This window comes from Sediminispirochaeta smaragdinae DSM 11293, assembly GCF_000143985.1.
Lineage (GTDB): Bacteria > Spirochaetota > Spirochaetia > DSM-16054 > Sediminispirochaetaceae > Sediminispirochaeta > Sediminispirochaeta smaragdinae.
The window spans coordinates 2,329,587-2,354,589 of sequence record NC_014364.1 but is presented as its reverse complement, the minus strand read 5'-3'; the positions used below and the strand labels follow the sequence as shown (position 1 = coordinate 2,354,589).

Below are 25,003 nucleotides of genomic sequence, written 5' to 3'. Positions count from 1 at the left end.
GCAAAACTGTTTGACAAACGGGCTCAGCATAGAATCTGCCCTGATGCTGGTCTCGGCCCGGCTACGTCATATCTCAGGTTCTACATGGAGTGAACGGAAGTATCTGAATATGGACCCGCTGATTGATTACGATCGGGAGGATCAGGTCTCATAAGTAAATTCTTCAGATTGATGGACAAGCAATTTGCGCAAGATTATTGACACCCACCGGTCCCGAAGTACAGTAACACCATCTATTCGGTTATTTTTAAACATAATATCATGATTTTTGAGCCCTGTCCCGGCACCTTTTTGACATCTTTATTCCGGTTTCTATTCTTGTTTCTTCCTCAAAGATAACAGAACTTTATACTCTTACTATCGGTAGTATATACTACTCTGGTCATTCATAATGAGTCCACATTCTTAACACTTTCACAATTTTTTCATCTTCTAAGACCTGATAAACTATTCGATATTGGATATTGATTCTACGCGAAAATGAACCTGTTAAATCACCAAGCAATTTCTCATAAGGTGGGTAATCACAAAATGGGTCAGCTTTAAGGATCTCTAATACTTGTTCTGCTTTCGCCTTTAAATTTGATGATTTTAATTTCTTTGCATCTTTTTGAGCCTGTTTTGTAAATAGTAATGTATACATTACCAATCCAATTCATCTGATAAATCATCGACAGACGTATTCATACCTTCAATTATGGATTCTCGCATACCAGGAATTGATGATAGAAAAAGTGTTTCTTGAATACTCCGCCAATCTTCTTCTCCTATCAAAATAGCATTTGATTCTTTTCCAGTTATTTCTACAGGTTCATGAGTCGAATTAACTCTTTGTACTAAATTATACAGGTCTTTTCTTGCATTTGTAACATTAATACTACTCATAGCATACCTCCGTACGTATTGACGTACGTTATGAATATATATCTATTATCAGGAGAAGTCCAGAGTAATTTTCACATATTGTCAAGCGAATATGCGAAGTTGGCCGAAGGAGAATTTTAATAAATGATACTGGTTGATATCAAGATTTTTCAGAGAGTTTCCTTACTGAATAATGTTCTTTCTCCATCGCTTCTAATAGAAATTCTGACAACAGAAATTGATTATATTCTTCATTGAACTTCTTCATTTGCTCTTCATCTTTCATGAATTTGCTAAAAGTCGTCTCTAACATGGTTTACATTACACTATAATGATGATGGAACCGCATATCAGCGCGTCCATTTTTCTCATTTTGCATAATGATCTGTATAGGTATCTAAAACCTTACGAATCATTTGTTGATATGGAGTATTTGTTTCCTCCGAGATTTGCTTGAAGAAGTCAATGCTCTTTTTAGAAAGTGTGATCGTAATTTTTTTTGTCTCTTCTCTTGGTATTAACAACTCTGGAGGGGGGAGTACATCTTCCACCTCTTTAGCCGCTAACAATCCTTGTCGTATGTCTTCCGGAGCCTTTTCGTATGTAACCTCGTTCTTCATACCGCCGCTTTCCTCTATTCTCGAAAATCAAAAATGCCTCTTAGTCCCATTTAAGTTCCATTTTCTTGTTATTTCTAGCGCAATCATCTAAATATAAATCTATAAGGGTTTGATATGGTAAGCCCGATTCTTCCGCTAAGCCCTTAAAATAATCTATAGTCTCTACTGCAAGCCTTATAGTAATTTGCTTCTTGAGCTTTTTCGCATATGGATTCTTACGAGATTTCATTTTAGAAAAATCATATTCGTCTCTCATAATATCACCCTCCATAGTATTTTGATTCGTTAGTAGTAGCTTTACGAGCTGAGATAATTCGGATTACGGATTTTTTCTTTCGTATACAGTGGCAAACAACTAATAAGCGTAAGTGGCTACTAAATCCCAGCATGATGAATCTATCTTCTAAATCAGAGTGCGATTCATCATAAAACACGGATTGTGCTTCTTCAAATGAAACGCCATGCTTTTGAATATTGATCGCATTTTTTGCCTTATCCCATTTAAAGGGTATCATAATTATATTATAATTATGATATAAGTATAAATTAAGCCATTTTGAATTTCAACAAAGCTTTACAAATAGCTAAAGTTGGTCGTAGGTAAAGGGGAGTGCCTCAACAGAACTTTCGCTATAAAGAACTTCAGGATCTAAGTCTGCCCCGTTTGGCCATTCGATAGTATCAAATTTAACCGATAGCGCATTGAATTTTGCGATATCCCGCAACTCCGAAAAGATTCCTAAATCAAGATAGGGATACATATCAAAATAACGTACTTCATCATTCTCGAAAGTGAGTAACAATTTGTAATCTTGAAGAGGTTTTACGTCTTTAACACCCAAATACATAAACTCCTCGGCATTATGACGTCGGGATAAAATCTATTTTTATATTATATCCAACTGCACGCGCATAATCTTCTATCGTAGAAAGACGCGGCGAGTTCTTTGTATTCACATTCTCTATCCTGGAAATATTGCTTTTCTGAGTATGTAATCTCTTCGCTAATTCTTCCTGGGTTAAGCCTGCCTGAAGTCGTAATTCAATTAATCTCTTCCGGAGTTCATAGTCTGGCTTGAGTGTCTCATATTCTTTTCGAACTTCAGGATCATTTAACGCCTCTTTCTTGAAATCATTAAAAGAAACTGTTTCCATCATTGAACCTCCTTCAGTCGTTTCCGAGCAATTTCTAAATCTTGCTTTGGCGTTTTATTCGTTTTCTTTACAAACGAATGCAAAATTATCACTTTTTGATCCTTAACAGTACAAAATAAGGACCGTCCGATGCCTTCTTTCCCTTTGGTTCGGATTTCAAATAGCCCCCCTCCCATGGCTCTTGTATATGGCATCCCAAGAGACGAACCAAAGCTTTCAATCATTTCAGCTATATGTAAGAAGTCTGCCAATATTCCTTTGGGAAATTTCATTGTCTCTTTTGAGACCTTTTCACTAAAAAATACAATTTCCCATTTCATAGACTTAAAGTTATCATTTATGATAACTTTAAGCAAGACCTCAACAAAAATAATTTGCTTTCTTTTTAGCTACAACAGCCTAAAAACGTTGCCTTCAAATTTGATATTCCATCAAACGTTCCGTAAATACACCGACCTGTCATCGGGAGCTTGCGGCCAAAGGCTATTTAGATGAAGCCGCAGGCGAAAACGCATATTCGCTGTTAAGCAGTCTTGGGTACTCGACAGACAAAGCTTATATTTACTACCTCGTTTTCTTTCCGAGAATGATTAAGACAATGTTGGCAAAAACTACTCAAGCCGCCTCATAGAAAGCACCGAAGTGCTTCCTATACTTATCATCTGATCCTTCAAGCAGTGAGATTTCTCTTCAACAGAAACCAGTAGCCTGATAATTACTCGCCATCATAGTCGTAGCCGGAATACTCTGATGAATATGGTACGGCTTCTTTCTTAAGAAGTTCCCAACTCAAACGGGCGATCTGGCGAATATGAGAATGATCGTGGGCAAGCCATGAAACGAGAATATCTCCGGCTCTCATTGGCTCTCGGCGAAACCCCTTTCCAGAATGTGTTGCCCGTAAATCAAATCCTCCCAAGCCGGAGAGCCAGTCAACCGATTTGTTTCTCTCTTCATGGAGCTTTTCTACTGAGATCCTTAGATTTCTCTCATTGTATTTTCGATCTACTACCCAATCTTCAATGCTAAATGAAGGCCATGATTGCTCCGGATGAAAAAGCGTAATTTCTAAATCATAACGAAAATCTTCTATCTCAATATCAATGAGATGGCAAACTGTTTCTAAAATAGACCAACGTTCCGGTGAGGGTTTCCAGATTGCTTGCTGCTGAGTGAAGCCAACTAAAAGTTCCTGATAGACTCTGCCGTTTCGTTCAAGCTGTTTGATAATGCTGTTCTGGTCCAACGCATCCTCCGTAAAAAGCTACCCTATAAGTATTATAATCCGGATAGGAAGAAGGGTACAACTTTTTTACATTCCTAAACCGATCAAAACACAGCTTGCAGCACATTCACAATGATAGAGGCGGCCAGGACAGAGCCCCCGGCTTTAAGGGCCGTTTGCTGCTGCCGGTTCTGCCTCTCTAAGCCTTCGTATCTGATCAAGAGCTCTTGATAGTCCCTCCTCAGCCCGTCCTTCTCACCGAATGCCCAGCACAGGGCCGTGATATCGGTTGTCATCGATAGATCAAGCCCGCCACGGGCCCCTCGTCCGACAAGCTCTTCTTCAATGACCAGAGCGCTTCCCCGCATCCACACCGAGTGATCCATCCACCGGGTGGGAGAGGAAAGCCATATGTTGAAGTTCTTCGTCAAAACATCGCTGGCTTTCCGGGGCGAGCCCTTGGCCTCTGCAATACGCTTTTCAAGATAGTCGCGGTAAAAGCTCACTCCCATATTAGGGTTGCTTTTGATCCACACCGCAGGATCTTCCCACCTGTCCCCCTCATCAAGGGTGTAGATGATCCCCCAGATGTGTTCCGGAACCGGCTCGATGCTTCCCTCAAGGATCTTGGTAACGAGCGTGCGCTCTTCCTGATAGGCAGGCCCGTTGATGTTCGTCCCGGCCGTGGTGATGATGATCGTTAAGGGCTGCTTCCGTGCTCCCATGCCCGACTCATACACGTTGATCAGCTCATTGGTCGCGTGGGCATGGTACTCATCCACTAAGATCGCATGCGGGTTCCAGGAGTCCTGACTCTTGTGATCTCTTGAGACCGGGGTCATGAAGGCCGCAGGGTCATTGACCTTTACAAGGCGTTTTGAGGATCGGTACTCCTTGGTAAGCCGCGATAATGTAGGGTTACGAAGGTTCTGGCGTACCGCCTCGTCATAGCCTTTCTTCGCCTGGTTCCGGTCCACCGCCAGAAAGAACTCTTCGGCCCCGATCTCTTTATCGAGGTGAAAGCAGGCGTTCATCATTGCTGCCCCTTCGACCGTCTTCCCGTTCTTCCTTGCAACCTCCCGGTATGCCTTTCGAAACCGCCTCAGGCCCGTGGCCGTACTTTTCCACCCGAAGATATTCGCCCAGGCAAACTGCTGCCAGGGTTCAAGCACGATCTTCCCGCTGAAGCCTTGCGTGTGCTCAAGCTGCTGAGCAAAGCTGATATACCTGTTGGCGCATTTCTCATCAAAGTAGTAGGGGAAATCCGGAGTATTCTGCCGTAAGAGGTCATTTTCCCACCTGGCTACAGCAAGCTTCACCCACCTGCAGGTGACAACCTTCCCGCTTGCAACATCCTGGGCATACTGGCGGTAGGTAAACAGGCTACTCATCAAAAGCCCCACAAGTACGAGTCGCTTCCACATCATCCGGCCCCTTCTAAAAGCGCTTCCATAGGGTCCTTTGCTTCAGGTGTGTCGATTGCACTCACGCGGGAGCGGGTTGCAGGCGAGAGCCCGAACTCTGCGGATATGGTTTTGACCATGGACAACGCCTGCCGCATGGCCGTGTACTCAGGCATGGTTTGAGAGTTTTTCCCACTCATGTACTGGGCAAGGTTTCGTTTCCTCTTCTTCCCGTCATCATCTGTGTAGTGGTAGACCGCATACTGCGCTTCCCGGTACTGTCCGTATGCCTCGCACAAGGCTTCCAGCATGGTGAGATCAGTCGCAGAGAGTACACGGGTCTGTGCAAGCACCGGGGCAAGTTCCTTCCACTTGTTCTTTGCAAAAGTGTTGAGGTGGCTCGGTGCCTTGGGCGCCTCATCAAGTGCCTTGACTTCCGGCTCCTTCTCATTGGCCCGGTCCTCTCTGAAGGTGCCATGGGTAAGCTTTAAAATAGTCGGCTTTTTGTTGTGTCCGCCGCGACTCATGGCCTATACCCCCTTTGCCTTTGCTGACAGAGTGTTTGTTTGTATAGGCGCGTGGTTTGGGCATTTTTCCCCCAGAGATTTACATCCCCCCTCCGTAAGGCGGGCTGTGCCCTGATTGATGATAGGGGAAACGGGACGAGGTTCCTTCCTCTTCTGGTTACCAAAGCCGTTGTCAAACTTCGCAGTTTTTCTGCTGTGATCTGCATGGAGCCTCGGGATGCCCCAGGCCTGGAGGACCTCGATGCGTATCTTCCGCCAGGCTGCTCCATACCCGCGCTGTGTCGAACTCTTTCGTCTATCCTGCCTTCCCATAGTCTCTCGTCCTCTCCTCTGTCAAAGCCAAAGGGCACAAAAAAAGGCGGCGAAGTAGCTCACGAAAGACACCTGTTACAGTGTTTAACGTAAGGTACTTCGCCGCCTGATTGCTTCTTGCACCATTAGAGCGACCGGAATCCGTCCGGAACGGCCAGGGTAAGTATGCTTACCTTGGGTTATCTAACAAGAAAAATTCTATCACGGAAGAATTTTTGCATCAAGGGGGAAACCATAAAAAAACGGGCATAGAGGAATCTATGCCCGTCATGTGTTTTAGTTCATGGTGATAACAACAATATGCTACTGCTTTGTCACCGTCAGGCTGTAGGTCCCTACCGAGTCTGAATCATACGGACGGGCAATGATATAGATGATTGTTCCACTAGCGGTTATAGTCTCAGGGTGAGTATATCCATTATCTTTGTCAAAAAAATAAGCGGTTGCTCTATCTGCCGCATATGCAATAACCTTTATGTCTCCACTATAGTGGTGACTACCGTCAAAAGAGTCATCCCAGGTAATATCATAGTTTGCCCCATCTTCTACCGCCACAGTAAACACATCGAAATCAGCTCCATCGGTAAAGTTCCCGTCATAGGCGGTTCCTAAACTCAGAGAGGCAGCAGGTCCATCCAATGCAAACCCATCAGGCTCGTAGCCTTTGCGGTAGTAGCTATATCCATCCCATGTAAACTCATTCCCACTGATAATTGTTATTGTAGCTGAGTCGCCATCAAGGGTCAAAGTATCACCAGATAATGACCAGGTACTTGCAGCATCTTCGGTTGTCATTGCATAGTCTGCATAAAGAATAACAGTCCCATCTGAGGCAAATAGATAGACATTAGTATTAGGGAAAGAGCAACGGTCGATAACCCAGGAGCCAATAGGCAATGTTTCATCAACATGCCCACCAGGCTCGTAGCCCTTACGATAATAGGTGGTAGTGCTGTCGTTCACGGTAAACTCATTCTCACTGATAATTGTTATTGTAGCTGAGTAGTCGTCATCAAGGCTCCAAGTATCACCAGATAATGACCAGGTTGTTTTATACGGTACGCCTGTCATTGCATAGTTGTCATAAATATTACAAGATCCGTCTGAGGCAAATTCATAGACATGAGTAGTAGGGTAAGAGGGCGACTCCTTAACCCAGGAACCAACAATAGTAAAGGGAGCAGCGGTATCATCGTCGTCGTCATCCCCGTCGTTTCCAAACATACTACAACCAGCGAGGCCTATCGACAGGAGCAACACCGGAATAATCCAGATTTTTTTCATTCTTCCATCCTTCCTTTTGGTTTGTTTTATAGTTTACACTATACACATTATACTTGTTATGTATACATCGTAAACCAATAAAAACAATATACAGGTAGCTCTTTTTCAGGATTCTCACACAACATATTCCGTGTATGTCCTACGCTGGCTTAATACTCTTATCCCTGACCACTTTCTCCACACCCCGAACCTTCCCGCCCTTCACGAAGACAAAAAAAATGGGCATAGAGAAATCTATGCCCGATATCTACTCTTTGTCACAGAGCCTTAGGAAATATGCCTACTATGGTGTCACCTTTGTTACGGTTAGGCTGTAGGTACCAAGGGAGTCACTAAAATAAAACTCAAGGTAAGGAACCACAACGATATACATGACAGTGCCATTAGCGGAAAGACTCTGGGGAACAGAATATCCACGATCTTCTTCTGCAAAATACTTGCTTGCCTTATCCGCTTTATATGCGGAGACTGATATATCTCCAGTATAGGAACCGCTACCCTCATCAGAATCATCCCAGGAAATCTCATAGCTTGCCCCATCCTCTACCGTTACACAAAAAAGTTTAGCACTTAGATCAGTAAATTCACCTGTATACGCTGTATCGACAGCCAGCGTTGTAGCAGAACCGGACAAGACATTCCCACAGGGTTCAGATCCTTTCCGATATAAGTACTCAGCACCATACTGGATTTTATTACCACTGAGAAACTTAACTTGAGAGTCTTGAGAACCATTGGCGTAGCGTGTGAAGACTATTGTAAGGACTGTATGATCAGAGTTCCACGTCCAGGTACCTTCACGATAGATCTTCTGCATCGCGTAATCACTATAGTATGTGAAGGTTCCATCAGCTTTATACTGATGTACTTCGGTATCAGGTATAGAGTAAAAAGATGGAACCCACGTACCTATTAGATCATTATGTCCATCAGGCTCGGTGCCTTTGCGATAGAAGGTCCATCCATTCCATGTAAATTCATTTTCACTAACAACCGTTATTGTTTCTGTTGCGTTAGTTAAAGAAGCGTCGACGGTTAAACTGTCATCTGATAATGACCAGGTCCCTTTTTCACTTACATTTGCCACTGCATAGTCTTTATAAAGAGTATAAGTCCCATCTGAGGCAAATAGAGTGACTTCACTATCGGAATAAGAGGGAGACGCCATAACCCAGAAACCAACAGGCAATGATTCAGAATGTCCATCAGGCTCGAACCCCTTACGATAATAGGTAGAAGAACCCATGATAAACTCATTTTCACTGATATTTGTCATTTGCAAGGGTGTGTCACCATCAAAGGCTAATGTATCGCCAGATAATGCCCAGGTCCATACTGAAGCTACGGTTGTCATTGCATAATCGCTATAGAGAGTCATCGTACCATCTGAGGCAAATAGATAGACATCAGTATCGGAATAAGAGGGCGACTCCCTAACCCAGGAACCAACAATAGTAAAGGGAGCGGAGGTATTGTTATCATCGTCGTCATCCCCGTCGTTTCCAAACATACTACAACCGGCGAGGCCTATCGACAGGAGCAACACCGGAATAATCCAGATTTTCTTCATCCTTCCATCCTTTCTTTTAGTTTGGTTTTTTAAAAACAATTTATACACGTTATACCACCATAATGTATATACCGTAAACTTATAAAAACAATATACAGCCAGTTTTTTTTCCAATTCTCACACAACATGTTCCGTGTATGTCCTATGTCGGCTTAATACTCTTATCCCTGACCACTTTCTCCACTCCCCGAACCTTCCCGCCCTTCACATAGAACGACACCACCACCTCGCCGTCTTTTGCCTTCTCAAGCTCATACAAAAGCCAGCGGATAGAGTCAGCCACCCGCTGATCCTTACAGTCCGCCGATATCATCGTGCTCATTGCCCCTCCCAACACCAGCACCTTTATTCCCCGGACAGCGGTACCGGCTTCATCATCGGCTCAAAGTCTCCACACGCAGGCATCTGCCGCGTCTCCTCCTTATCAGCCGCAAGACAACCGGAGGAAAAGATTCCGATAAGCTCCTCTGATTCGGCAAAGCACTTTTCGAAGGATCTACAATTCCCACAAACTTTTCTTACACCATACTCGCTCATGCATTTACCTCTTGCCGCACCTGTATCGATGTAACGGCTCGCTCAAGATCAACATGCCGGAACCGGTAGTACTCATTACCAGCTTTCATTTCAATGATCCCTCGGTCATAGTCCGTTATCTCAAGTACCATTTCCTTTTCAATAGGATCATCGCCTTTGAAAACGGTCTTTAACGCCGGAATCCTTTCTTTCAGGTACTTATCTGTGAATGTCATTCCGCACTCTCCTCGGCTTCTTCACTGGCTTCACCCGCCGCTTTTTCTTCACAAGGTTCTCGATCAGGTTATGCATAAACTGTGCCGCCTCTTCCCGCTCGGCCACCCGCTCCTCAATCATCTTCCCGTCCCCCTCAAGCAGGTTCGCCGGTGGAAAGTAATGCGGGTACAGCCGCTCGTCAGCTTCCTTCACGATCGCAAGATCACAGGGACGGCCGAACTTCGTTGAGTAGCTCTCGGTTATCTCCTGGTACAGCCTCTTGAGATACTCCCCCGAAAACTGCTTGCTATCGAGCCAGTCGACAAGCGCTCCCGCGTGGATCGGCGAAAGCTTGCCGTAGTACTGCTGCAACATCGCCATGAACGTTTTCGTGTTCCAGTTGCTGTTCCACTGCATACCTGTTAGCCTCCCACCGCCTGCTTTGCCTTACCTCTCACCCCGTAGGGGTCAAGCGCTTCCCACATCCTCGCACCTTCCAGCTCGTCCGCCGTGATCTTCAGCTGCTCCGCCACCCGGTCCCAGATTCCCGAAGCGTTGAGGGTGGAGGGGAGAAAGGGCTGATCTCGGTAGAACCGATCTCGGGAATTTTTTAGCCGCCATAACTCCCCGATCATCCGCTCGGCACACCCGGCAGGGTCTTCCGGTGAGGCGCGTGAGCATTTCTCGATGATCCCGTGGATCGCCTTGCCTTCCTTGCCCCAGTTCGTGAAGTCTCCGGCCACAGCGAGGAAGGAATCCTTGATCGAGTGGTACAGCGGGTCTGCCGGTTCTTTCCCGGCGGTAGGTGCTTTCCCCTTGCTGGCTTTGCGCTTCTTCGGTGCCTGGCATTCAAGCTCAAGAACCGGTTCGATGTCAGGTTCTGGATCGGGTTGCGAATCGGGTGGGGGAAGTGGAGAGCTTTCCGGCTCCGGCTCTTCTGCCGGTTTAGTCGCTTCTCCCTGCTCAGGCTGAGGCTCTGCCGATGCTACCGAAGGTATCTTAGTATTATCTTTACTTAACTTCTCTTTACTTAACTTAGGCGGTACGAAATGAGAGTGGTCGTTTACCGGTATTGTATCGGTATCATATTCATGTGGTACCGTACCGATATCATTACGATATTCCTCTATGCGGTAGATTCTTTCGCCATCTTTCGGGTATTTGCTTCCTGAAGGCTTCTGTATGGTCTGGTACAGTGTCCAATGAGGATGTTTCACATAGACCTCATCACCCGACTTGTAGGCTTCCACCAGCCCCGCGGCAAGAATCTCATTGAGGTCATTTACCAGCTGTTCTTTCGTGTAGCTCCTGTCAACCGGGTTAATCAATGAGGGCCACATGACGAGGGATACCTTCAGGTACCCCTCATCATCGGACTGTGAAATGAGAAACACATACACCTTGAACGCCGATGTTGATAAACACTGCGCTTGTTCATTGCTCCAAATTGACGGGTCGATCATTCTGCGTCGTGCCATGGTAATTCGTCCTTAAAACGGTATGTCGTCGTCGAAGTTCATTTCCTGTTCCGGGCCCTGATTATTAGGTCCGGGGTTTATGGGGTGTCCCCACTGGTCATAGCCGCTTGTCGGCTTCTGGTAGCCGCTGTTAGGCGGAGGCCCCTGCTGGTAGCCTTGCTGCCGGTTCTGCGGCGGACCCTGGTAAGGGGCCTCTCCATACTGCCCGTTACTCTGACCGGCGGGCTTTCCCCCGATCAGCTGTACATCCTGGGCGAAGAACGCAACCCTGCTTCGCTTCTCCCCATTGTCCTCCCACCGGTCTTGTCTGAGCTGTCCTGAAACCACCACCTGCTGACCTTTGGTGAGATACTGAGCAAGTGCTTCTGCCCGTTTCCCGAATAGGGTGAAATCGAAATAGCTGACTTCATCCTGCCAGTTATCCCGTACCTTCCTGCTGTAATTCGACGCAATGCTGAACTTGCACAGTTGTGTTCCACCGTTCGTGTATCGGAATTCCGCATCACGGGTCACTCGTCCTACTGCCGTGAAACTGGTAATATCGTTTGCCATAGTCCCTCCCTAAATAACATTGAAAAAGTCGCGCTGCTTCTGTGTAAGCCGTTCAAACCGGCTCTTGTAGTAAGCAGCGATATCCTCGATCTCGTCTGTTCTGAACTTGGCCCCTGAGCGGGCCTTTTCATACAGCTTCCGGTAGGCTTCCTCTCCATGCACATCGAGAAAGTAACTGGTCAAAGGTCCTGCATCCCGGTTGTGGTAAAGGTTCTCTCCTGCCGTCTGGCAATAGGCATTCATCTCATCCCAGCGGGTAGCGTAGAATCTTCGTGAGAACAGGTGTGAACAGGTCAGGTTCCTTATACAGTTACTTGTCACTGAACGGTTCCCATCCCGTTGTCGTATGTAGAGACTGAACCACCGGTCTGCCGCATCTACGGCCTTTTGCCGTCGTGTCTTCTGTCTTCGTACCGGTTTTGCTCTCTGCTTTGTTGTTTTTCCCATGGTGCTTCCTTAGTCCTCGATGAGGTTGATTCCCATTTCCGCCGCTAACTGGTGGATCGCTTCAATCAGGATCGCGGCATCTTCCGTACTGCAATCAGACTCACTGATCCCTTGCGGTTTTCCCCATAGGTCGTGTATAGGCTCGCCGTTCTCGTCCTCAAGGATGGGGTAGCCCATGGTGAGCGCGAATTGTTTCGCGTACTTCTTCACGTCCTCAAATGGCTGGCCGGTATCAACGGCTATCTGTTGACAGTGACCGTTGATATGATGGTTCTGGCTGTTCTCTCCTGTTGTCCTCGGCCGCTTTGGAGTGTCGATCTTGAGTGAGTAATAGGGTGATGGTGACTTGCGTTCTATCTCCTGGTACCTGAAAAGGTGTACAAGGTACTCATGGAATACCTCACCGACGCGGAAGGAAACGACTCCCGGCTCTCCGGTCTTCATCCGTTCGGCCGCTGGAATGACAATTGCTCTCTGGCTCATACAGTCTCCGGTTTTATCTTTGCGTACCGCTGTTTGATCAGCCGAGCGGTCGCGATCGCAATCCACTGCTGTTCCCAGACCGGAAGGTCAAAGGAACCGATCTTCTTGTCCTCCCCACAAATTGAGTACTTCCCGGTTTTCTTCAGGTGCACCACCCGACGCTTTGCAATCGGCAGTCCGAAGGTCTCTTCAAGGGCTATCTTGTAGGCGGCCAGCTGGTGACCGTGCCATAGCTCATGTGCTCCGCTCTTGATATCAAGAAGCCAATACTCCCCGTTGATCACTGCAACCCGGTCCGGGATTCCCCCGTATTCCATAACCTTGCTGCCGATCGGAAGCTCGATGATCACAAACTCGCTCACCCCGATATCAGCCTTGAAGGCCTGCCAGGCTTTGAGGTAGGGAATAATTTCCGATGGTGGGAACTGTGCAATGGTAAGGTGGCCCCGGTCGATTGCCTCCGTTCCCTGGTGGACCATTTCCCCGCGAGAAGTACCCGATGGCTTGTACCACCGGGTATCAATGAACCCTTCACTTTTGAGGATGCTTGTCACACTGGAAACTTTCCTGCCGTCAACGCGGTAGGTGTGTTCCTCAGGGGCAAAGTCAATGTTTATTCGTGCCTCAATTGTCATGGTCTCATGTCCTGGCACTGACGGTCTTTTCCGCGTAGACCTTGATACCGGGAATATTGGTATCAGCCTTTAACGCCTTCACCACCTGGCGGATTTTCTTCTCATCCGGGATCATGTATTCCCTCGGGATTTTGTCGGTCTCTTCAATGATGAAGGTCCAGTTATCCGAAAAGGAAACCCCGTCAATCTTCACCGGCTCTTCTTTCTTCTCAGGGGGAAGGGGAATAGAAGGTGCAGAATTTCCCTTTTCCTTTGGCTGCTCCCGTTCCTTCTCCGCTTCTTTACGCTGTTTCTCTGCTGCCTCGATGCGTCGCTGTTCCTGTTCCGCCTGGTATGCTCCCATCTTCTTTTTGACGGTTCTTTCAGCCTTGGTCAGGATGTCGGTGTACTTCTTGATCTGATCGGTCACAGCCTTGTAGGCCGCATAGGTCTCTTTGCGTTCAGGCTCGAAGTGGTCCTTGACGATCTTCTGTGTCTGCTTGTTCTTCACAAGCCACTGACCTGCTTCTGCAAGCTGTTCGTCACTCTGGATGGAAAGCTCTTCCATCCGACTGATCACTTCATCAATATCGCCTTTGAGCTTCTCAAGTCCCGTTTCTTCTGCCGTCTCCTGTTCCTCGATGATATCCTCAACGGTTATGTCCGTAATATTCATGTCCTTCTCCTGTCCTACCAGATTTCGAGCTCTGCTTGTCCGGCCTCTTCTGCCGCATACTCTTCGTCGTCCTGCGGCTGTTCTTCCAAAACCTCTTCCGGTTTCTCTGCCTGCTGATTTTTCCGCTCAGGTGCAACGGTGCTGTTTGCGCTTTCTGCCTTCTGCTGGAGATTGAAGAGTTCATCGCTGATCCTCTTGATGTAGGCCTCAAGCACCTGGCCCTTGTACTTCTTGCTGTTTGCAAGCACCTCATCCCGCTCGGCCTTGGTAACCAGCTCCCCGACAATGGCACCGTCAAGCTGGTACTTGAGTTGTGTTCGCGCTTCCTCGTCCGGGTCTTTTGGTGTGGTTTCCGTATGCTTCTCGTCCTGCGGCCCCTGGGATGTGGTAGGTGTTGCCTCCGGTACCGGCATCTTGTTTTCAGGGATGTTCTGCTGCCCGATCTCCATAGCCTTGAGCAGGTCGTTAAAGCCATCATGTTCGCTGACCTGTACAGTCAAGGGAATCCGGCCGGTTCGATCCTTTGAGTCAAACTGGTCTCCCTGCCGGGGTGTGTAGAGGATGCGAACAGGTTTGTCGTCGACCATCTTCACTCCCATGTAGCTGATAACATCCACGATGTTCGGTATCTCTTCCCTGAGCTTTGTTGCAACCTGTATGCGGTTGGTGATCATCTCCCCGTCTTTCTCTTCCGAAACGTGAGCGACGATGATCACGTTCTTTCCGGAATCCCGGAGCCACTTAATGAAGCTTCGCATCTGTGCCTTAGCTTCGCCCCATCCTGCCATGGTCAACGATCCGTCTGCCTGTCGGAACTTCCGGCCATTCAACGCCGGTGAATTGAGGAGCTTCTCCATCGCTTCCCCAAGGGGATCAAGAGCGATGGTGTGGTAGGGTGCAACCAAGGCCGCAAGCTTCTGTTTCTCAGCGTTTGCCGGCCAGCTCTTGAGCCTGATCACATCTACATTGAAGCCGCGGGCTCCCAGGTATTTGGTTCCGTTCTCAAAGTCGAGAAGGATCACGTTCGGAGCTGAGGCGGTGAAGCTTGTCTTTCCCACACCGCCTTTGCCGTAGATCACCATCACAAGGTTATCACCTGCCTTGATCTGGCTTGTCTTTTCGATCGTCACATCAGCCTCCCTTCGTTCAACTGATCTCTGATTCTCCGTACCTCACCAGATAGCTTCATGGCGAAGATGTCCCGGTTATGGGCGGTTCCGAAACGGAAAAGCTCCTGTATCTTGTGGTCCATCTCCTCAAGGCTTTCCTCGATCTCGTGAAGTTCTTGCTGCCTGAATCCAATCATGGTAGTATTGGTGTGGTTGTTTTCTGTGGCCGTATCCTTGCCTGGAGCGGCCTTTTCTTTTGTTTCAATACTCATTTCTGTTCTCCCTGCTCGATAATCTCCCAGTCCTCCGCTAAGATGTCGGTCTGCGATGCAACCCATGGCACGAAGTCGTTTTGTGCTGTCTTCATCATGAGATACGGCCGGAATTTGCAGACGGTTCCTTCCGGCAATCTTGTTGCCTCTGCGGTATTTTTGTTGATCGGTATTCCTTCCGGGTAGCCCTTCTGGTAGAAGACAAACATGCCCTTTCCATTCCAGCCTTTTCGGGCAATCTTCTCTCCGGCCTTTGCCGCTTCGATTGCAAAGCCAAACGTAAGGGCATCACATGGCCGATATGCACGATTGAAAACATCGATAGGTGACCAGCTGATATAGCCCTCATGTGCGGGATGATTGGATTTACCGCCATCGACATACTCGACAAGCATCCCTTCATCATCTCCATTTTCATCCGCAGGAAGTTGCCAGCCACGATAGCCGTTGTATCCACGCCTGGTCATCGGTCGTGCTTTGATCCTTTTCACTCCTATGAAACCTTGCAAGCTTTCTTTTTCTTCCAATTCCATTACCATGTCCTCCTTGAAAAAGGTTGAAAGTTGTTGGACCGGTAGGAAAATTGGTGTTTACCGATCCAACCTGTTTGAATCCCGGCATACAGCCGCGAAAATATAGATGCTATTATTTCTCCGGCATCACGGATTGTTTTTCTCCCCCATACGAGGGAGTTAAGAAACCGGACGACCGTTACGCCTTGGGGAGGTGCTGTTTACCGCCATATCGAAAAGGTATATGGTTGGTCATCCGGTCACTTAAAGCGCCACGATTCCCCGGCGCTCGGTAGTTGATAGTGCGATATAAATCACCATTGCTGGTACTTGGTGGCCAACACATCTATACCGTAAGATCAACAATAACCAGTGTCCGGCGCGACCCGGAGCTTAGGCTATCGACATAACACGCTTTTCAATCAGGTTGCCATCCTGATCATTCACTCGGCTTTCGCCTCAATTATGCCCGTCTACTTGCGGTCTCACTGGTTGCCCCCGGTCAGCCCTATCTAATTTTCCCGGGCGCCAACGCAGTTAACGATTGCGTCTCGTTTGCCTGTTTTTAGCCGTTATCTCATCTGAAATTTTTAACCGTTTCCGCCGGTTCCATTGCTTGCCCGCTTGGGTGGAATCCACTCAATGCCGAAGACCTGAGATGCAATGATGACTATTACGTTCATGATTGTTCCCCAGTCCGGCAGGTCCCAGCCAAACAGCTCGGCAAACGCCAAAACTGCGGCGGCTATCGCAGTCAGCGCATAGGCTATAATGCGCTTCGTTTTGTCTGTCACGCTTTCCTCCTTTCCCGCTTTTCACGGAGTAGATTGCCGGTCTACTGACCGGTAGCAGATTATGATTTGCTGCCCTCGGGGATTCGAACCCCACAAGTGGTAATGGCCTGGTCAGAGGCTGCTTTCTCAGCATTCCAAATGGTTTCCCTATACAGGACAGCACTAAATCCTTATCTCTTAATCCCTTCTCTTATCTGTCAAAGATCACCGATCTGAGGTTCCGGCCGGGTAGGCCCGTTACTCATCCCCCGTAGTTGAAGGCTCTTCTCCTAAAACCGTGTCGCTCAGGCGGCTTTTCTTCGGGTCTATCCCGACGCTTCGTAATGAATCTTCAAGTATCCACCGGTCGAGAAGCTCTTTTGTGTAGATCACTTTCCCGCCGATCCGCTTGTGAGGTATCATTTTTTGTCTGGTCAGGTTGCTCACATAGCTGGGCGATACGTGAAGGTACTTCGCCGCTTCGGTCTGGTTCATGTACGTCATTTCATCTCCTTGTTTTGATTAAATGGTTTTGAGTCGAGTTGTGTGTTGCCGGACTGGATGGATTCGTAACGGTCAAGTTCCTTGGTAATGAGGTTACGAACCCAAGTTGCACGACCTCTCCCTGAAGTTGCTTTTAAGGGACCCTTATCAATTCTTTTAATTTCATCCTCAGTTAGATTAACTTTCACAGCTGGCGGACTCTTATGTTCCATTTTTGCTCTATTCATACATTCATAATCGAGCAATAAAGGAACATTGTCAAGTGTTTTTTGTGACAATTTGCTCTATTTATAGCCGATAATGAAGTATGGATTTCTGGGAAAGGCTAAAGACCTTAATTAAAGAGCAAAAGACAACTCAAGAATGGGTCGCCAATAAAACCGGCGTGAGTTTTGGAACTTTTCGGAAGTGGATGTCAAGAAAAACAATGCCTAATGCGGATCAAGCCGTAGAAATAGCTGAGGTGCTTGATACTACCGTAGAATATCTGGTAACTGGCAAGAATCCGGACAACTGGCAAGTACCGAAACGCTATGCAGATATCGTAGAGGACTTGGAAGCATTGGATGAGAAGGATCTGGAAACAGTTAGGGCACTGACTTCCAGCCTGGCTGATCGTTCTGCTCAAAGAGCTAAGCGAGAGGCGTAAAGGCTATCGAATGCAAGATTATAAAGTTCTCACGATAGCAAGCTGTTAGAGAAAGTTGAGTTTTTTTGTTGCTCTATGAAGACAGTGGGGTTACAATTATTCATATAAAGATTTAGATATAAGTATGAATTGTGATTGGTCTTATGCCCCAAAACTACCCGTTCATGCTTTTATCAAATACAAGGAGATTATTAACTTTTTATTGGGTCTATATACAGAAAAGACTGTGGATCCTTTTCTACTCAAAAAACTTAATCTATGCGCTGGTAAGTTTACTTGGGGGATTATTAAAATGCCTACGATAGATGACATTAGATCAAGAGTATTAGCAATAAAATCCAAAAGAGATAAGATCTATCCAAAACTGCAGGAATTTGGGGTTGTAATAAAAGAGACATTGCAGGATGTCTCTATCTCTGGTCATTCAAAAGAAAAACATCTGGGGATGATTGGTCCAGACGATTGGGTATACGGGTACTTATTTTGTAATTCTGAAAAACTTGCCATTGCCTATAGATCTACTTATATGGATATAGAAGATTCACTCGAACATATCCCGGTTGATTGGCGTACTTATAGTATACAGGAACTATCTTCCGCGCCTATCGAATGGCTTGAATCATTATCAAGCGAAGAGTCATTAAATTCGTTGCTGGAAGATCTCGCATCCCAGTTGGATGATATGGAGCTGCCAGCTAATAATTATACCGTTATAGATAAGATGCTTAATAGTGAATCTAATCTGATATTTAAACATACAACGAAGGTACTTCAAGAGACTGATGATCACAATTTGTATGGAAGTTGGTTGAAAGCACGAAACTGCATTCAAACTGATCCCGCCGATTCCATCACAAGAACATGTAGTTATCTTGAAGCAGTTTGTAAAAAGATACTATCAGATTTAGAGCAGCCACAACCTGTTAGGAGAGATATTTCTAGTTTAATTGCGGAAACAATGAAAGTATTAAATCTTTCACCAGATGAGCAAGTAAATGATGATCTAAAAAGACTATTGGGGAATGTAAAGGGCATTTTCAGTGCTATTGGCAGCCTAAGAACACATTTTGGTTCCGCCCATGGTGCTGCTCCAGGAAGTTACGAATTAAATGGCGATCATGCTAGGCTGCTTAATGATATTGGAGGTGCCTTGAGCGGTTTTCTATTTACATTATCAAAGGGAAAAACTTAACAATAACATTGAGCAGATTGGGTGCATATCGCTACGTTGCTGTTTTGTGTTGTGTGGGTAACGTTATGACACTTCATCAAACAGTTCATGTGATCAGTATACAGAAATTGATTTAATACCATACTTTAATATCATGGTAAATGAAGTCCTTTATAAGGAGCGAGAATGAAAATTATACGAAATACAATGAATATAGCTGATCTATATAAATACTATACAGACGAGGAATTAATAATTAACAAAGAGTATCAAAGGGAACGAGGTTTATGGCCTAATAATTCAAGATCCTTCTTTATTGATACTATCATAAAAGGATTTCCTTTTCCTAAAATTACTTTATTACAGAAGATAGATTTGAAAACTAAAAGGTCTATACGGGAAATTATTGATGGACAACAAAGATGTACTTCTATTATAGATTTTATAGATAACAAATTTAAACTATCAAAAATAAGTTCTGAATATCCCAATATAATATTTTCAGAATTGTCAGATGATGATAAATCAAATTTCTTATCTTATGAGATTTCAGTAGACACAGCTGTAGGTGCTTCAAGAGATGAGGTTATTGAAATTTTCAGAAGAATAAATTCTTATACTTTGCCATTGAATAAACCGGAACAAAGACATGCTACCTATCAAGGATATTTTAAATGGTTTATTAAAGATGTTATTGAACGATACACACCAATACTTGAAGATTATAAAATATTATCTCAAAGAGATATTTCTAGGATGATAGATGCAGATCTTTTCACAGAATTATGTCAATTGATTATAGAAGGCATTGTCACAAGGAGCGTCTCAAAGCTTGATAATCTTTACAAAATCAATGATAAAGATTTCATATATGGAGATGAGATAAAAAGTAAATTATTTCTAACATTAGATTTCATCAAAACAGAGTTAAAAGATCTTTTAGAAAAAGAACTTTTAAGTGGTTTTAATTTTTATAGTTTATTTGCAGCATTATTGTATAATAATTGGGGCATAAAAAATATTAATTCAGAAATAATCGATGGATTATTACCTATAGGGAAATTCTGTAATAATACTAATGAATCAATTAGTGAAATAATAAATATGCTAAGTGAGGTAGATGAAAAAGTTGAAGATGGTGAATATTCAGAATTTGTAAAATCAAGCTTAAAGACAACTCATAGTGTAAGCAATAGAATAAATCGTACAAAATTTTTTATTAAAGCTTTACAGAAAGTATGAATTTAAGAAAGAACTATCTATCCTTATATAATTCTTTTGAAAAGTGTACCTTTTTATTAAACAAGAATGAATCATGTAATAATCGCTTTGAAATAGATGGAATAATTAATTACTTCTGGCAGGCATGGAATTCGTATTGGAGATCATATTGGATATCAAAATACACAGGTTATTTCGATGTTAATAATAGCTATCAACATCGAAATAGTATATTAAATACAAAAAATGAAAAAGAGATAGTCTATAATATTTTATATAAAATAAATAAGAGAAAAAATCCTTATGGAGCTATAAGTGCTTCGTTCCAAGAGCCTACTTGGGGATCCTTTGATTCAATTTTAAATATTGCAATTGCATTACATGAAGTAAAGATTAGTTCCCTTGTAGGATCATATAGTAATAGTATTAAACATTTGCAGATTACAAGAAATTGTACAATACATTTAAATAGAGCGACAATGAATGATATGTACAAAAAAGTTATACCTTACTATTCTATAGCTAAAATAAAATGGCCAACGGATATCTTATTCTCAACACCCTTGTATAGTAGAGTAAAAACTTACAATAAGTGGAGTAATGATTTGCTTGGCTTCCTGGAGAATATCATGTAAAAATAATTCTATAGAACAACTAGTTAAAGTTGGCTTGTCCATTGTCACGTTTTCTGCGGAGACGTTACAACGGCAGTAAAATCGTTGTTCTCCTACACTTTGGCATCAGGTCAATATCTTGAATATTTGAGGTGAACGGAAGATCAAATCTTTATTACACAGAAAAGGTAGTTTATGGAAATTATTGATATCCTTAACAAGACCGTAAGTGCGATTGATGCCATCAAGAATACATTGCCAATTTCTGCTACTTTGTATGAACAATTACATAATAACCTTTTGATTGAATATAACAGATTCTTAGAAACTAAATGTGAGAAAATATCTGATAAAGAGAAAGGTGAAGGATATAGAATTCCAGAATCCCAATTCACAAGATTTATACGTATAAAAGAAAAAATAAGTAAATTAGAAATATCTTTAAATATAGCACCACGGAATTATATTATATCTCTTATAAGTCAATTTGATTTCTACATAGGTAACTTGATACGTTATGTTCTGAATAAACAGCCTGAAATATTAAATACTTCAGATAGGAAGTTAACATTTGCAGATATTAAAAAATTTGATTCTATAGAGAAGGCTATTACATATTTAATTGAAAAAGAAGTTGATTCAGTTATTCGATGTTCACATGATGATCATCTTAAGTGGTTTGAGAAAAAACTTAACATAAATCTGAGAAGTGATAAAAAACTAATAGAGGAGTTTATTGAGATCACTGAAAGGCGTAATTTATTTACCCATTGTGATGGTTCTGTTAATGAGTCGTATTTAGAAAAAGTTGGAAGAAATAGTGATACTATAGTTGTTGGATCTAAATTATCTGTTTCACCTGAATATTTCCAGCATTCATGTGATGTTATATTTCTAATTGTTGTATATCTCGGGCATATTGTATGGAATATACTTGATCCAGACGATAGCATAAAGAAAAATTTAAATACCATTGCATATGAACAAATACAAGAGGAAAACTATAACATTGCTGAAAATATTTTAAATTTTGCATTAAATAGTTTTGGTAAAATTAGAATATTGGCATTAGACACAATGTTAAAAATAAATCTATCTCAGACATATTTATGGCAAGAGCGAGATGAAGAATCAAAGAAAATACTATCAGAAATTGATTGGTCATTATGTACAGAAGAGTATTTAATAGCAAAGGCTGTTATAGAAAGAGATTTTAGAACAGCCATACGAATGATAAAAGAGGATAATAATAAGAGAAAAGTGATTGGTAAAAATGAGCTGATTGAATGGCCCTTATTCAAAGAGCTAAGAAAAACAGAGGAATTTAAAGAATATTTCAAGAAACAATATGGAGAGAATGCGATTGTCCAAAAACGACAAAACATAGATACAGAGGTAAAAATATCTACAATGCTTTAATTTTTTGTAGTAGGAGTGGCAAATATCATGATCTTTGTAAATGATATAGTAATTCTTATAAAAGAATAATTTCGTGATAATAAAGGCTAATAATTCATGGAACAAATGAAAATAGTTTTTGAATGGCTATGTGAAGGTAAAGATCCAAACGCTTGGGTGTTTTTTAAAATTGCTGCTTCAATTTTCGGAGCATTTGCTGCATATTTCTTTAAATATATTTTCTATTCCATAGGAGATACTAAGGTAAAATTTTGGTGGAAAGGGTTTGGATTTGTATTGATCTCATCAATTGGAGGGCTGCTATTAATCAATCCCAATACAGCTGTCAATGCCTTTGCTTCAGGTTTAATTGGTTGGACAGCTATTGCTAATTTGTTAAAACAAGAAAACAAAGGAGCCTCTGCTGAGAAATATACAGGTGATATTTTGACACAAGAAAAATTGAACGAAATGATAAACATAGGAATAGATGAAAAATGAATAATAAATATAATTTTTCTATTACGTTTTGGATCAAAGTAGAGAGAAATCCTGGATGGATTGATAAAGATTCAGAAATAAATTTCCCACCATTTACTGTAAAAAATGGTATTAAGGTTTTTTTTAAGAAGCAAGGCATGTATATGAAAATTTATTTATTGCATCCAGAAATGGGATATAGAAAATTGAAAGTAAAAATTGACAAATATATAACGAATGATACTTTTGTGGCATTAACGAATAATGACGAAGTTACTAAATTATATCTAAATGCAGAACTTGTAAAAGAAGTAACTAAGGGAGATATAAAGAATGATTTAGAGATTGGTGATTACGTTATGGTAGCCTTAAAGAATAATGATTTTAAGAATATTAATATTGATGAAAATAGTAAGTTTATTACTTCTGCTAAGATTAAGAAAATACTTGATGATTACTTAGAGTTGGAGATTTTCGGAATTGGACCTAAGATTTATATTAAAGAATTAAAAAAAGAAAGGCTTGCGATTTAGAAATATTTTATACTAACTAATTGAGTGCAGTAGTCGTCGTCTTTTATTACGGTCTATAAATACTGTACTCCAAATATCTCAATTACACCTCCTGTAGGAGTAGCAATATTTAAAAATATAAAAATTTGGTAAATATCTTCTCAATAGATTAGAGTTGCTTAACACTTACCAATTATTTTTATACACTAAATTATTTACAGAACTTAAAAACCGGATTAACATTATTATATGGAATATGTAATAATTGTCATTGTAATTATTTTGGCTATTGTCTTCCGAAAGCCGAGGCGTTGTGCTATTTGTTCAACTCCATTTAAAAGAAAGTATTATGTATGGAAGATAGATGGGAAAAAACAGTATCTATGTCCCAATTGTAATAGAAAGATGGAAAAGCAAATGAGCGATTCGGCTTTCAAAAGACTAAAGTAAATTGCTTAAAGCGATTCTATCGTTAAAATCTCTCACTTCCAGAACTGCTCGACTTTCTCCTTGTCACCTCCATACGCAACAAGCCTCTCCTGCCAATACGGCCGGGAGTAGTGGAGCGTCATCTGCCTCGATTCATGCCCCATGAACTGCAATAACCGCTCCTCTGATAGTAAAGTCTCCATTCTCGTGTTGTACGTGTACCTGAGAGAATGGACCTTCAGCTTCCGCCCCTCCGGCTTGATCCCTACACGCTCCATGCCCAGCTTGAGCCCTACACGCTCCATGCCCAGCTTGAGCCCTACACGCTCCATGCCCAGCTTGAGCCCTACACGCTCCATGCCCAGCTTGAGCCTATCAAGCAGCAGATTGCGGTCAACCGGCTTATCAGCGTACTTGAACAGCATCCCGGAGGGTGGGGCCACTTCAAGCCACCATGAGAGGGCCTGGATCGCTCTTTCCGGCAACAGTACAGCCCGCCATTTCGGATTATCATCTTTCCCTTTCTTCGGAAGCGTTACCTTGTTGTTGCTGTCCAGAGCCTTACTAACCACGATACCCGACTGATTGATGAATACCTGGTCCCTACAGAGCGCCCGTATCTCCCCGGATCGCAGGCCCCCGGAAACCGTCGTAAGCAGCATCACGGCAAACATGAGCCCGTAGTACTCAATCTCTTCGTAATAGTCGTTCTCAGGATCACTGTACAGAGCTATAAGGTCTTCGCGCTTCTCAGGGAATAGGGCGAACAGCTCATCATCCCGGAAGGTGTCATACCGCCTTGAATTCCGGGCAAAGCGCTCTATTGTGGGAATCCGGCGGACCTGATTAGACCTCTTTGCCTCCCGGAAGATGAGGTTCCAACAATCGATGATGCTGTTCCGTGTGGAGTTTGAAAAAGGCTTCTCCATGAGCCAATCTTCGATGTCAGCGCCTTCTATCTGGTTAAGTGGTGTATTTCCCCAGTCTTTGACAATGTGGTTCCTGACGAAGCCTGAGTAAGCTCTGAGGGTACCTTCTTTCATCCCCGAACCCTTGGCTTCACGTCGGAGTAGGTAAGGGGAGCCCGCCTCAAACATACCCTCTGCAACGGCGCGAACGGTATCCGCTTTACCGCTTGGGATAGGGAGATTGTTGATATATTCCTGAGCATGTTTCCTGACGGATTCGGCCCGTCCTGCGGGCTTCTGGAGCTGTCGGCCGGTATCGGGGTCGTACCACCAATACCACCAGTAGAAGTACTCTCTGCCTGCTTTGTTTTGATATTTTCGCTTGAAAAGATGGTAGAAATCAGTTGCCATGAAAAGCCTCCCGTGATTCACGTCAAAACGCTGGTATTAACGTTTAATGACGTTTTATTAACGTTTGGCTAAAAACAGGCATTTCTTAGCTACCAATA

At 43.5% G+C, this 25,003-nt stretch carries 38 protein-coding genes and 1 pseudogene; 8 read left to right on the top strand and 31 right to left on the bottom strand.

Annotated elements, in window-relative coordinates; genetic code table 11:
• Nucleotides 1-31: 31 nt before the first annotated feature.
• A pseudogene (locus SPIRS_RS22950) lies at nucleotides 32-154 on the top strand (IS256 family transposase); the annotation flags it as partial.
• 228 nt (nucleotides 155-382) lie between these two features.
• Here the strand turns inward: SPIRS_RS22950 and SPIRS_RS11105 are convergent.
• The 30 genes from SPIRS_RS11105 to SPIRS_RS10965 form a co-directional block, all read right to left on the bottom strand.
• Nucleotides 383-643: a Txe/YoeB family addiction module toxin gene (locus tag SPIRS_RS11105; RefSeq protein WP_013254779.1), complete on the bottom strand. Its 261-nt coding sequence runs from the start codon at nucleotides 641-643 to the stop codon at nucleotides 383-385.
• The gene (locus SPIRS_RS11100) at nucleotides 643-885 is read right to left on the bottom strand and encodes a type II toxin-antitoxin system Phd/YefM family antitoxin (RefSeq protein WP_013254778.1); all 243 of its coding nucleotides are present in this window, start codon (nucleotides 883-885) and stop codon (nucleotides 643-645) included. Before SPIRS_RS11100 ends, SPIRS_RS11105 begins: the two co-directional genes overlap by 1 nt.
• 347 nt (nucleotides 886-1,232) lie before the next feature.
• Complete coding sequence (locus SPIRS_RS11095; RefSeq protein ID WP_013254777.1) at nucleotides 1,233-1,484, bottom strand: CopG family transcriptional regulator; 252 nt, start codon at nucleotides 1,482-1,484, stop codon at nucleotides 1,233-1,235.
• 40 nt (nucleotides 1,485-1,524) lie between these two features.
• The gene (locus tag SPIRS_RS11090) at nucleotides 1,525-1,740 is read right to left on the bottom strand and encodes a CopG family antitoxin (protein WP_013254776.1); all 216 of its coding nucleotides are present in this window, start codon (nucleotides 1,738-1,740) and stop codon (nucleotides 1,525-1,527) included.
• A 4-nt stretch (nucleotides 1,741-1,744) separates the two neighbouring features.
• Nucleotides 1,745-1,999 (bottom strand): BrnT family toxin, encoded by a 255-nt coding sequence (locus SPIRS_RS22135; protein ID WP_013254775.1) that lies wholly within the window; start codon nucleotides 1,997-1,999, stop codon nucleotides 1,745-1,747.
• 69 nt (nucleotides 2,000-2,068) lie between these two features.
• Nucleotides 2,069-2,332, bottom strand: coding sequence for a DUF2442 domain-containing protein (locus SPIRS_RS11085; protein WP_013254774.1), 264 nt, complete (start codon nucleotides 2,330-2,332; stop codon nucleotides 2,069-2,071).
• A 13-nt stretch (nucleotides 2,333-2,345) separates the two neighbouring features.
• Nucleotides 2,346-2,642 (bottom strand): helix-turn-helix domain-containing protein, encoded by a 297-nt coding sequence (locus SPIRS_RS11080; protein ID WP_013254773.1) that lies wholly within the window; start codon nucleotides 2,640-2,642, stop codon nucleotides 2,346-2,348.
• A complete protein-coding gene (locus tag SPIRS_RS11075) occupies nucleotides 2,639-2,959 on the bottom strand; it encodes a type II toxin-antitoxin system RelE/ParE family toxin (protein WP_013254772.1) in 321 nt (106 codons plus the stop codon). The genes SPIRS_RS11080 and SPIRS_RS11075 overlap by 4 nt, the downstream gene beginning before the upstream one ends.
• Before the next feature lie 395 nt (nucleotides 2,960-3,354).
• Nucleotides 3,355-3,885: a DinB family protein gene (locus tag SPIRS_RS11070; protein WP_013254771.1), complete on the bottom strand. Its 531-nt coding sequence runs from the start codon at nucleotides 3,883-3,885 to the stop codon at nucleotides 3,355-3,357.
• Nucleotides 3,886-3,968: 83 nt separating this feature from the next.
• Nucleotides 3,969-5,291, bottom strand: a complete 1,323-nt coding sequence (locus SPIRS_RS11065) for a terminase large subunit (protein WP_013254770.1) — start codon at nucleotides 5,289-5,291, stop codon at nucleotides 3,969-3,971.
• Entirely contained in the window at nucleotides 5,288-5,794 is a 507-nt protein-coding gene (locus tag SPIRS_RS11060; RefSeq protein WP_013254769.1) for a phage terminase small subunit P27 family, read from the bottom strand. The genes SPIRS_RS11065 and SPIRS_RS11060 overlap by 4 nt, the downstream gene beginning before the upstream one ends.
• A gap of 3 nt (nucleotides 5,795-5,797) precedes the next feature.
• Nucleotides 5,798-6,106 carry a hypothetical protein gene (locus SPIRS_RS11055; RefSeq protein ID WP_013254768.1) on the bottom strand — a complete coding sequence of 103 codons (309 nt, stop codon included), beginning with the start codon at nucleotides 6,104-6,106 and terminating at the stop codon, nucleotides 5,798-5,800.
• Between the two features lie 303 nt (nucleotides 6,107-6,409).
• Nucleotides 6,410-7,390, bottom strand: coding sequence for a hypothetical protein (locus SPIRS_RS11050; RefSeq protein ID WP_013254767.1), 981 nt, complete (start codon nucleotides 7,388-7,390; stop codon nucleotides 6,410-6,412).
• A gap of 283 nt (nucleotides 7,391-7,673) precedes the next feature.
• Nucleotides 7,674-8,960: a lipocalin family protein gene (locus SPIRS_RS11045; RefSeq protein WP_013254766.1), complete on the bottom strand. Its 1,287-nt coding sequence runs from the start codon at nucleotides 8,958-8,960 to the stop codon at nucleotides 7,674-7,676.
• A gap of 142 nt (nucleotides 8,961-9,102) precedes the next feature.
• Complete coding sequence (locus SPIRS_RS11040; RefSeq protein WP_013254765.1) at nucleotides 9,103-9,282, bottom strand: hypothetical protein; 180 nt, start codon at nucleotides 9,280-9,282, stop codon at nucleotides 9,103-9,105.
• A gap of 23 nt (nucleotides 9,283-9,305) precedes the next feature.
• Nucleotides 9,306-9,497 (bottom strand): hypothetical protein, encoded by a 192-nt coding sequence (locus SPIRS_RS11035; protein WP_013254567.1) that lies wholly within the window; start codon nucleotides 9,495-9,497, stop codon nucleotides 9,306-9,308.
• A complete protein-coding gene (locus SPIRS_RS11030; RefSeq protein WP_013254764.1) occupies nucleotides 9,494-9,712 on the bottom strand; it encodes a hypothetical protein in 219 nt (72 codons plus the stop codon). The genes SPIRS_RS11035 and SPIRS_RS11030 overlap by 4 nt, the downstream gene beginning before the upstream one ends.
• A complete protein-coding gene (locus SPIRS_RS11025; RefSeq protein WP_013254763.1) occupies nucleotides 9,696-10,109 on the bottom strand; it encodes a hypothetical protein in 414 nt (137 codons plus the stop codon). Before SPIRS_RS11025 ends, SPIRS_RS11030 begins: the two co-directional genes overlap by 17 nt.
• Nucleotides 10,110-10,114: 5 nt before the next feature.
• Entirely contained in the window at nucleotides 10,115-11,170 is a 1,056-nt protein-coding gene (locus tag SPIRS_RS11020; protein ID WP_013254762.1) for a hypothetical protein, read from the bottom strand.
• Nucleotides 11,171-11,182: 12 nt separating this feature from the next.
• Nucleotides 11,183-11,722 carry a single-stranded DNA-binding protein gene (locus SPIRS_RS11015; RefSeq protein WP_013254761.1) on the bottom strand — a complete coding sequence of 180 codons (540 nt, stop codon included), beginning with the start codon at nucleotides 11,720-11,722 and terminating at the stop codon, nucleotides 11,183-11,185.
• A 9-nt stretch (nucleotides 11,723-11,731) separates the two neighbouring features.
• Nucleotides 11,732-12,169, bottom strand: coding sequence for a hypothetical protein (locus tag SPIRS_RS11010; RefSeq protein ID WP_013254760.1), 438 nt, complete (start codon nucleotides 12,167-12,169; stop codon nucleotides 11,732-11,734).
• A gap of 9 nt (nucleotides 12,170-12,178) precedes the next feature.
• The gene (locus SPIRS_RS11005; protein WP_013254759.1) at nucleotides 12,179-12,652 is read right to left on the bottom strand and encodes a hypothetical protein; all 474 of its coding nucleotides are present in this window, start codon (nucleotides 12,650-12,652) and stop codon (nucleotides 12,179-12,181) included.
• Nucleotides 12,649-13,287, bottom strand: a complete 639-nt coding sequence (locus tag SPIRS_RS11000; protein WP_013254758.1) for a PD-(D/E)XK nuclease family protein — start codon at nucleotides 13,285-13,287, stop codon at nucleotides 12,649-12,651. Before SPIRS_RS11000 ends, SPIRS_RS11005 begins: the two co-directional genes overlap by 4 nt.
• Nucleotides 13,288-13,291: 4 nt before the next feature.
• The gene (locus tag SPIRS_RS10995; RefSeq protein ID WP_013254757.1) at nucleotides 13,292-13,942 is read right to left on the bottom strand and encodes a hypothetical protein; all 651 of its coding nucleotides are present in this window, start codon (nucleotides 13,940-13,942) and stop codon (nucleotides 13,292-13,294) included.
• A gap of 14 nt (nucleotides 13,943-13,956) precedes the next feature.
• Entirely contained in the window at nucleotides 13,957-15,072 is a 1,116-nt protein-coding gene (locus SPIRS_RS10990) for an ATP-binding protein (RefSeq protein WP_013254756.1), read from the bottom strand.
• Nucleotides 15,069-15,323, bottom strand: coding sequence for a hypothetical protein (locus SPIRS_RS10985; protein WP_013254755.1), 255 nt, complete (start codon nucleotides 15,321-15,323; stop codon nucleotides 15,069-15,071). Before SPIRS_RS10985 ends, SPIRS_RS10990 begins: the two co-directional genes overlap by 4 nt.
• Nucleotides 15,320-15,856: a DUF2829 domain-containing protein gene (locus SPIRS_RS10980; RefSeq protein WP_013254754.1), complete on the bottom strand. Its 537-nt coding sequence runs from the start codon at nucleotides 15,854-15,856 to the stop codon at nucleotides 15,320-15,322. The genes SPIRS_RS10985 and SPIRS_RS10980 overlap by 4 nt, the downstream gene beginning before the upstream one ends.
• Before the next feature lie 569 nt (nucleotides 15,857-16,425).
• Nucleotides 16,426-16,629 (bottom strand): hypothetical protein, encoded by a 204-nt coding sequence (locus SPIRS_RS10975; protein ID WP_013254753.1) that lies wholly within the window; start codon nucleotides 16,627-16,629, stop codon nucleotides 16,426-16,428.
• A gap of 237 nt (nucleotides 16,630-16,866) precedes the next feature.
• A complete protein-coding gene (locus SPIRS_RS10970; RefSeq protein WP_013254752.1) occupies nucleotides 16,867-17,112 on the bottom strand; it encodes a helix-turn-helix domain-containing protein in 246 nt (81 codons plus the stop codon).
• A complete protein-coding gene (locus tag SPIRS_RS10965) occupies nucleotides 17,109-17,339 on the bottom strand; it encodes a glyoxalase (protein ID WP_083771525.1) in 231 nt (76 codons plus the stop codon). Before SPIRS_RS10965 ends, SPIRS_RS10970 begins: the two co-directional genes overlap by 4 nt.
• Before the next feature lie 80 nt (nucleotides 17,340-17,419).
• Here SPIRS_RS10965 and SPIRS_RS21765 point away from each other — a divergent pair, with 80 nt between their 5' ends.
• The 7 genes from SPIRS_RS21765 to SPIRS_RS10930 all read left to right on the top strand — a co-directional run bounded on the left by SPIRS_RS21765 (nucleotide 17,420) and on the right by SPIRS_RS10930 (nucleotide 23,178).
• Nucleotides 17,420-17,761, top strand: coding sequence for a helix-turn-helix domain-containing protein (locus SPIRS_RS21765; protein WP_013254750.1), 342 nt, complete (start codon nucleotides 17,420-17,422; stop codon nucleotides 17,759-17,761).
• Between the two features lie 124 nt (nucleotides 17,762-17,885).
• Nucleotides 17,886-18,953 carry an abortive infection family protein gene (locus SPIRS_RS10955; RefSeq protein ID WP_013254749.1) on the top strand — a complete coding sequence of 356 codons (1,068 nt, stop codon included), beginning with the start codon at nucleotides 17,886-17,888 and terminating at the stop codon, nucleotides 18,951-18,953.
• Between the two features lie 165 nt (nucleotides 18,954-19,118).
• A complete protein-coding gene (locus SPIRS_RS10950; protein ID WP_013254748.1) occupies nucleotides 19,119-20,174 on the top strand; it encodes a DUF262 domain-containing protein in 1,056 nt (351 codons plus the stop codon).
• Nucleotides 20,171-20,788: a hypothetical protein gene (locus SPIRS_RS10945; RefSeq protein ID WP_013254747.1), complete on the top strand. Its 618-nt coding sequence runs from the start codon at nucleotides 20,171-20,173 to the stop codon at nucleotides 20,786-20,788. Before SPIRS_RS10950 ends, SPIRS_RS10945 begins: the two co-directional genes overlap by 4 nt.
• 174 nt (nucleotides 20,789-20,962) lie before the next feature.
• Nucleotides 20,963-22,186 carry a hypothetical protein gene (locus SPIRS_RS10940; RefSeq protein WP_013254746.1) on the top strand — a complete coding sequence of 408 codons (1,224 nt, stop codon included), beginning with the start codon at nucleotides 20,963-20,965 and terminating at the stop codon, nucleotides 22,184-22,186.
• Nucleotides 22,187-22,282: 96 nt separating this feature from the next.
• Nucleotides 22,283-22,666: a hypothetical protein gene (locus tag SPIRS_RS10935; RefSeq protein ID WP_013254745.1), complete on the top strand. Its 384-nt coding sequence runs from the start codon at nucleotides 22,283-22,285 to the stop codon at nucleotides 22,664-22,666.
• Complete coding sequence (locus SPIRS_RS10930; protein ID WP_013254744.1) at nucleotides 22,663-23,178, top strand: hypothetical protein; 516 nt, start codon at nucleotides 22,663-22,665, stop codon at nucleotides 23,176-23,178. The genes SPIRS_RS10935 and SPIRS_RS10930 overlap by 4 nt, the downstream gene beginning before the upstream one ends.
• A 461-nt stretch (nucleotides 23,179-23,639) precedes the next feature.
• Here the strand turns inward: SPIRS_RS10930 and SPIRS_RS10925 are convergent, their stop codons facing one another.
• Complete coding sequence (locus SPIRS_RS10925) at nucleotides 23,640-24,905, bottom strand: tyrosine-type recombinase/integrase (protein WP_013254743.1); 1,266 nt, start codon at nucleotides 24,903-24,905, stop codon at nucleotides 23,640-23,642.
• Nucleotides 24,906-25,003: the final 98 nt, after the last annotated feature.

What these genes read in the sequence shown, in the direction of transcription:
- SPIRS_RS11025 (WP_013254763.1), bottom strand. Translation starts at nt 10,109, where the DNA reads ATGCAGTGGAACAGCAACTGGAACACGAAAACGTTCATGGCGATGTTG.
- SPIRS_RS11055 (WP_013254768.1), bottom strand. Translation starts at nt 6,106, where the DNA reads ATGGGAAGGCAGGATAGACGAAAGAGTTCGACACAGCGCGGGTATGGA.
- SPIRS_RS11060 (WP_013254769.1), bottom strand. Translation starts at nt 5,794, where the DNA reads ATGAGTCGCGGCGGACACAACAAAAAGCCGACTATTTTAAAGCTTACC.
- SPIRS_RS10935 (WP_013254745.1), top strand. Translation starts at nt 22,283, where the DNA reads ATGGAACAAATGAAAATAGTTTTTGAATGGCTATGTGAAGGTAAAGAT.
- SPIRS_RS11005 (WP_013254759.1), bottom strand. Translation starts at nt 12,652, where the DNA reads ATGAGCCAGAGAGCAATTGTCATTCCAGCGGCCGAACGGATGAAGACC.
- SPIRS_RS11030 (WP_013254764.1), bottom strand. Translation starts at nt 9,712, where the DNA reads ATGACATTCACAGATAAGTACCTGAAAGAAAGGATTCCGGCGTTAAAG.
- SPIRS_RS11100 (WP_013254778.1), bottom strand. Translation starts at nt 885, where the DNA reads ATGAGTAGTATTAATGTTACAAATGCAAGAAAAGACCTGTATAATTTA.
- SPIRS_RS10970 (WP_013254752.1), bottom strand. Translation starts at nt 17,112, where the DNA reads ATGACGTACATGAACCAGACCGAAGCGGCGAAGTACCTTCACGTATCG.
- SPIRS_RS11015 (WP_013254761.1), bottom strand. Translation starts at nt 11,722, where the DNA reads ATGGCAAACGATATTACCAGTTTCACGGCAGTAGGACGAGTGACCCGT.
- SPIRS_RS10945 (WP_013254747.1), top strand. Translation starts at nt 20,171, where the DNA reads ATGAATTTAAGAAAGAACTATCTATCCTTATATAATTCTTTTGAAAAG.
- SPIRS_RS10955 (WP_013254749.1), top strand. Translation starts at nt 17,886, where the DNA reads ATGAATTGTGATTGGTCTTATGCCCCAAAACTACCCGTTCATGCTTTT.
- SPIRS_RS10930 (WP_013254744.1), top strand. Translation starts at nt 22,663, where the DNA reads ATGAATAATAAATATAATTTTTCTATTACGTTTTGGATCAAAGTAGAG.
- SPIRS_RS11105 (WP_013254779.1), bottom strand. Translation starts at nt 643, where the DNA reads ATGTATACATTACTATTTACAAAACAGGCTCAAAAAGATGCAAAGAAA.
- SPIRS_RS11020 (WP_013254762.1), bottom strand. Translation starts at nt 11,170, where the DNA reads ATGGCACGACGCAGAATGATCGACCCGTCAATTTGGAGCAATGAACAA.
- SPIRS_RS11065 (WP_013254770.1), bottom strand. Translation starts at nt 5,291, where the DNA reads ATGATGTGGAAGCGACTCGTACTTGTGGGGCTTTTGATGAGTAGCCTG.
- SPIRS_RS11035 (WP_013254567.1), bottom strand. Translation starts at nt 9,497, where the DNA reads ATGAGCGAGTATGGTGTAAGAAAAGTTTGTGGGAATTGTAGATCCTTC.
- SPIRS_RS10940 (WP_013254746.1), top strand. Translation starts at nt 20,963, where the DNA reads ATGGAAATTATTGATATCCTTAACAAGACCGTAAGTGCGATTGATGCC.
- SPIRS_RS11090 (WP_013254776.1), bottom strand. Translation starts at nt 1,740, where the DNA reads ATGAGAGACGAATATGATTTTTCTAAAATGAAATCTCGTAAGAATCCA.
- SPIRS_RS11080 (WP_013254773.1), bottom strand. Translation starts at nt 2,642, where the DNA reads ATGATGGAAACAGTTTCTTTTAATGATTTCAAGAAAGAGGCGTTAAAT.
- SPIRS_RS10985 (WP_013254755.1), bottom strand. Translation starts at nt 15,323, where the DNA reads ATGAGTATTGAAACAAAAGAAAAGGCCGCTCCAGGCAAGGATACGGCC.
- SPIRS_RS11045 (WP_013254766.1), bottom strand. Translation starts at nt 8,960, where the DNA reads ATGAAGAAAATCTGGATTATTCCGGTGTTGCTCCTGTCGATAGGCCTC.
- SPIRS_RS21765 (WP_013254750.1), top strand. Translation starts at nt 17,420, where the DNA reads ATGGATTTCTGGGAAAGGCTAAAGACCTTAATTAAAGAGCAAAAGACA.
- SPIRS_RS10950 (WP_013254748.1), top strand. Translation starts at nt 19,119, where the DNA reads ATGAAAATTATACGAAATACAATGAATATAGCTGATCTATATAAATAC.
- SPIRS_RS11050 (WP_013254767.1), bottom strand. Translation starts at nt 7,390, where the DNA reads ATGAAAAAAATCTGGATTATTCCGGTGTTGCTCCTGTCGATAGGCCTC.
- SPIRS_RS10980 (WP_013254754.1), bottom strand. Translation starts at nt 15,856, where the DNA reads ATGGAATTGGAAGAAAAAGAAAGCTTGCAAGGTTTCATAGGAGTGAAA.
- SPIRS_RS11085 (WP_013254774.1), bottom strand. Translation starts at nt 2,332, where the DNA reads ATGTATTTGGGTGTTAAAGACGTAAAACCTCTTCAAGATTACAAATTG.
- SPIRS_RS10995 (WP_013254757.1), bottom strand. Translation starts at nt 13,942, where the DNA reads ATGAATATTACGGACATAACCGTTGAGGATATCATCGAGGAACAGGAG.
- SPIRS_RS11095 (WP_013254777.1), bottom strand. Translation starts at nt 1,484, where the DNA reads ATGAAGAACGAGGTTACATACGAAAAGGCTCCGGAAGACATACGACAA.
- SPIRS_RS22135 (WP_013254775.1), bottom strand. Translation starts at nt 1,999, where the DNA reads ATGATACCCTTTAAATGGGATAAGGCAAAAAATGCGATCAATATTCAA.
- SPIRS_RS11010 (WP_013254760.1), bottom strand. Translation starts at nt 12,169, where the DNA reads ATGGGAAAAACAACAAAGCAGAGAGCAAAACCGGTACGAAGACAGAAG.
- SPIRS_RS11000 (WP_013254758.1), bottom strand. Translation starts at nt 13,287, where the DNA reads ATGACAATTGAGGCACGAATAAACATTGACTTTGCCCCTGAGGAACAC.
- SPIRS_RS11075 (WP_013254772.1), bottom strand. Translation starts at nt 2,959, where the DNA reads ATGAAATGGGAAATTGTATTTTTTAGTGAAAAGGTCTCAAAAGAGACA.
- SPIRS_RS10965 (WP_083771525.1), bottom strand. Translation starts at nt 17,339, where the DNA reads ATGAATAGAGCAAAAATGGAACATAAGAGTCCGCCAGCTGTGAAAGTT.
- SPIRS_RS11040 (WP_013254765.1), bottom strand. Translation starts at nt 9,282, where the DNA reads ATGAGCACGATGATATCGGCGGACTGTAAGGATCAGCGGGTGGCTGAC.
- SPIRS_RS10925 (WP_013254743.1), bottom strand. Translation starts at nt 24,905, where the DNA reads ATGGCAACTGATTTCTACCATCTTTTCAAGCGAAAATATCAAAACAAA.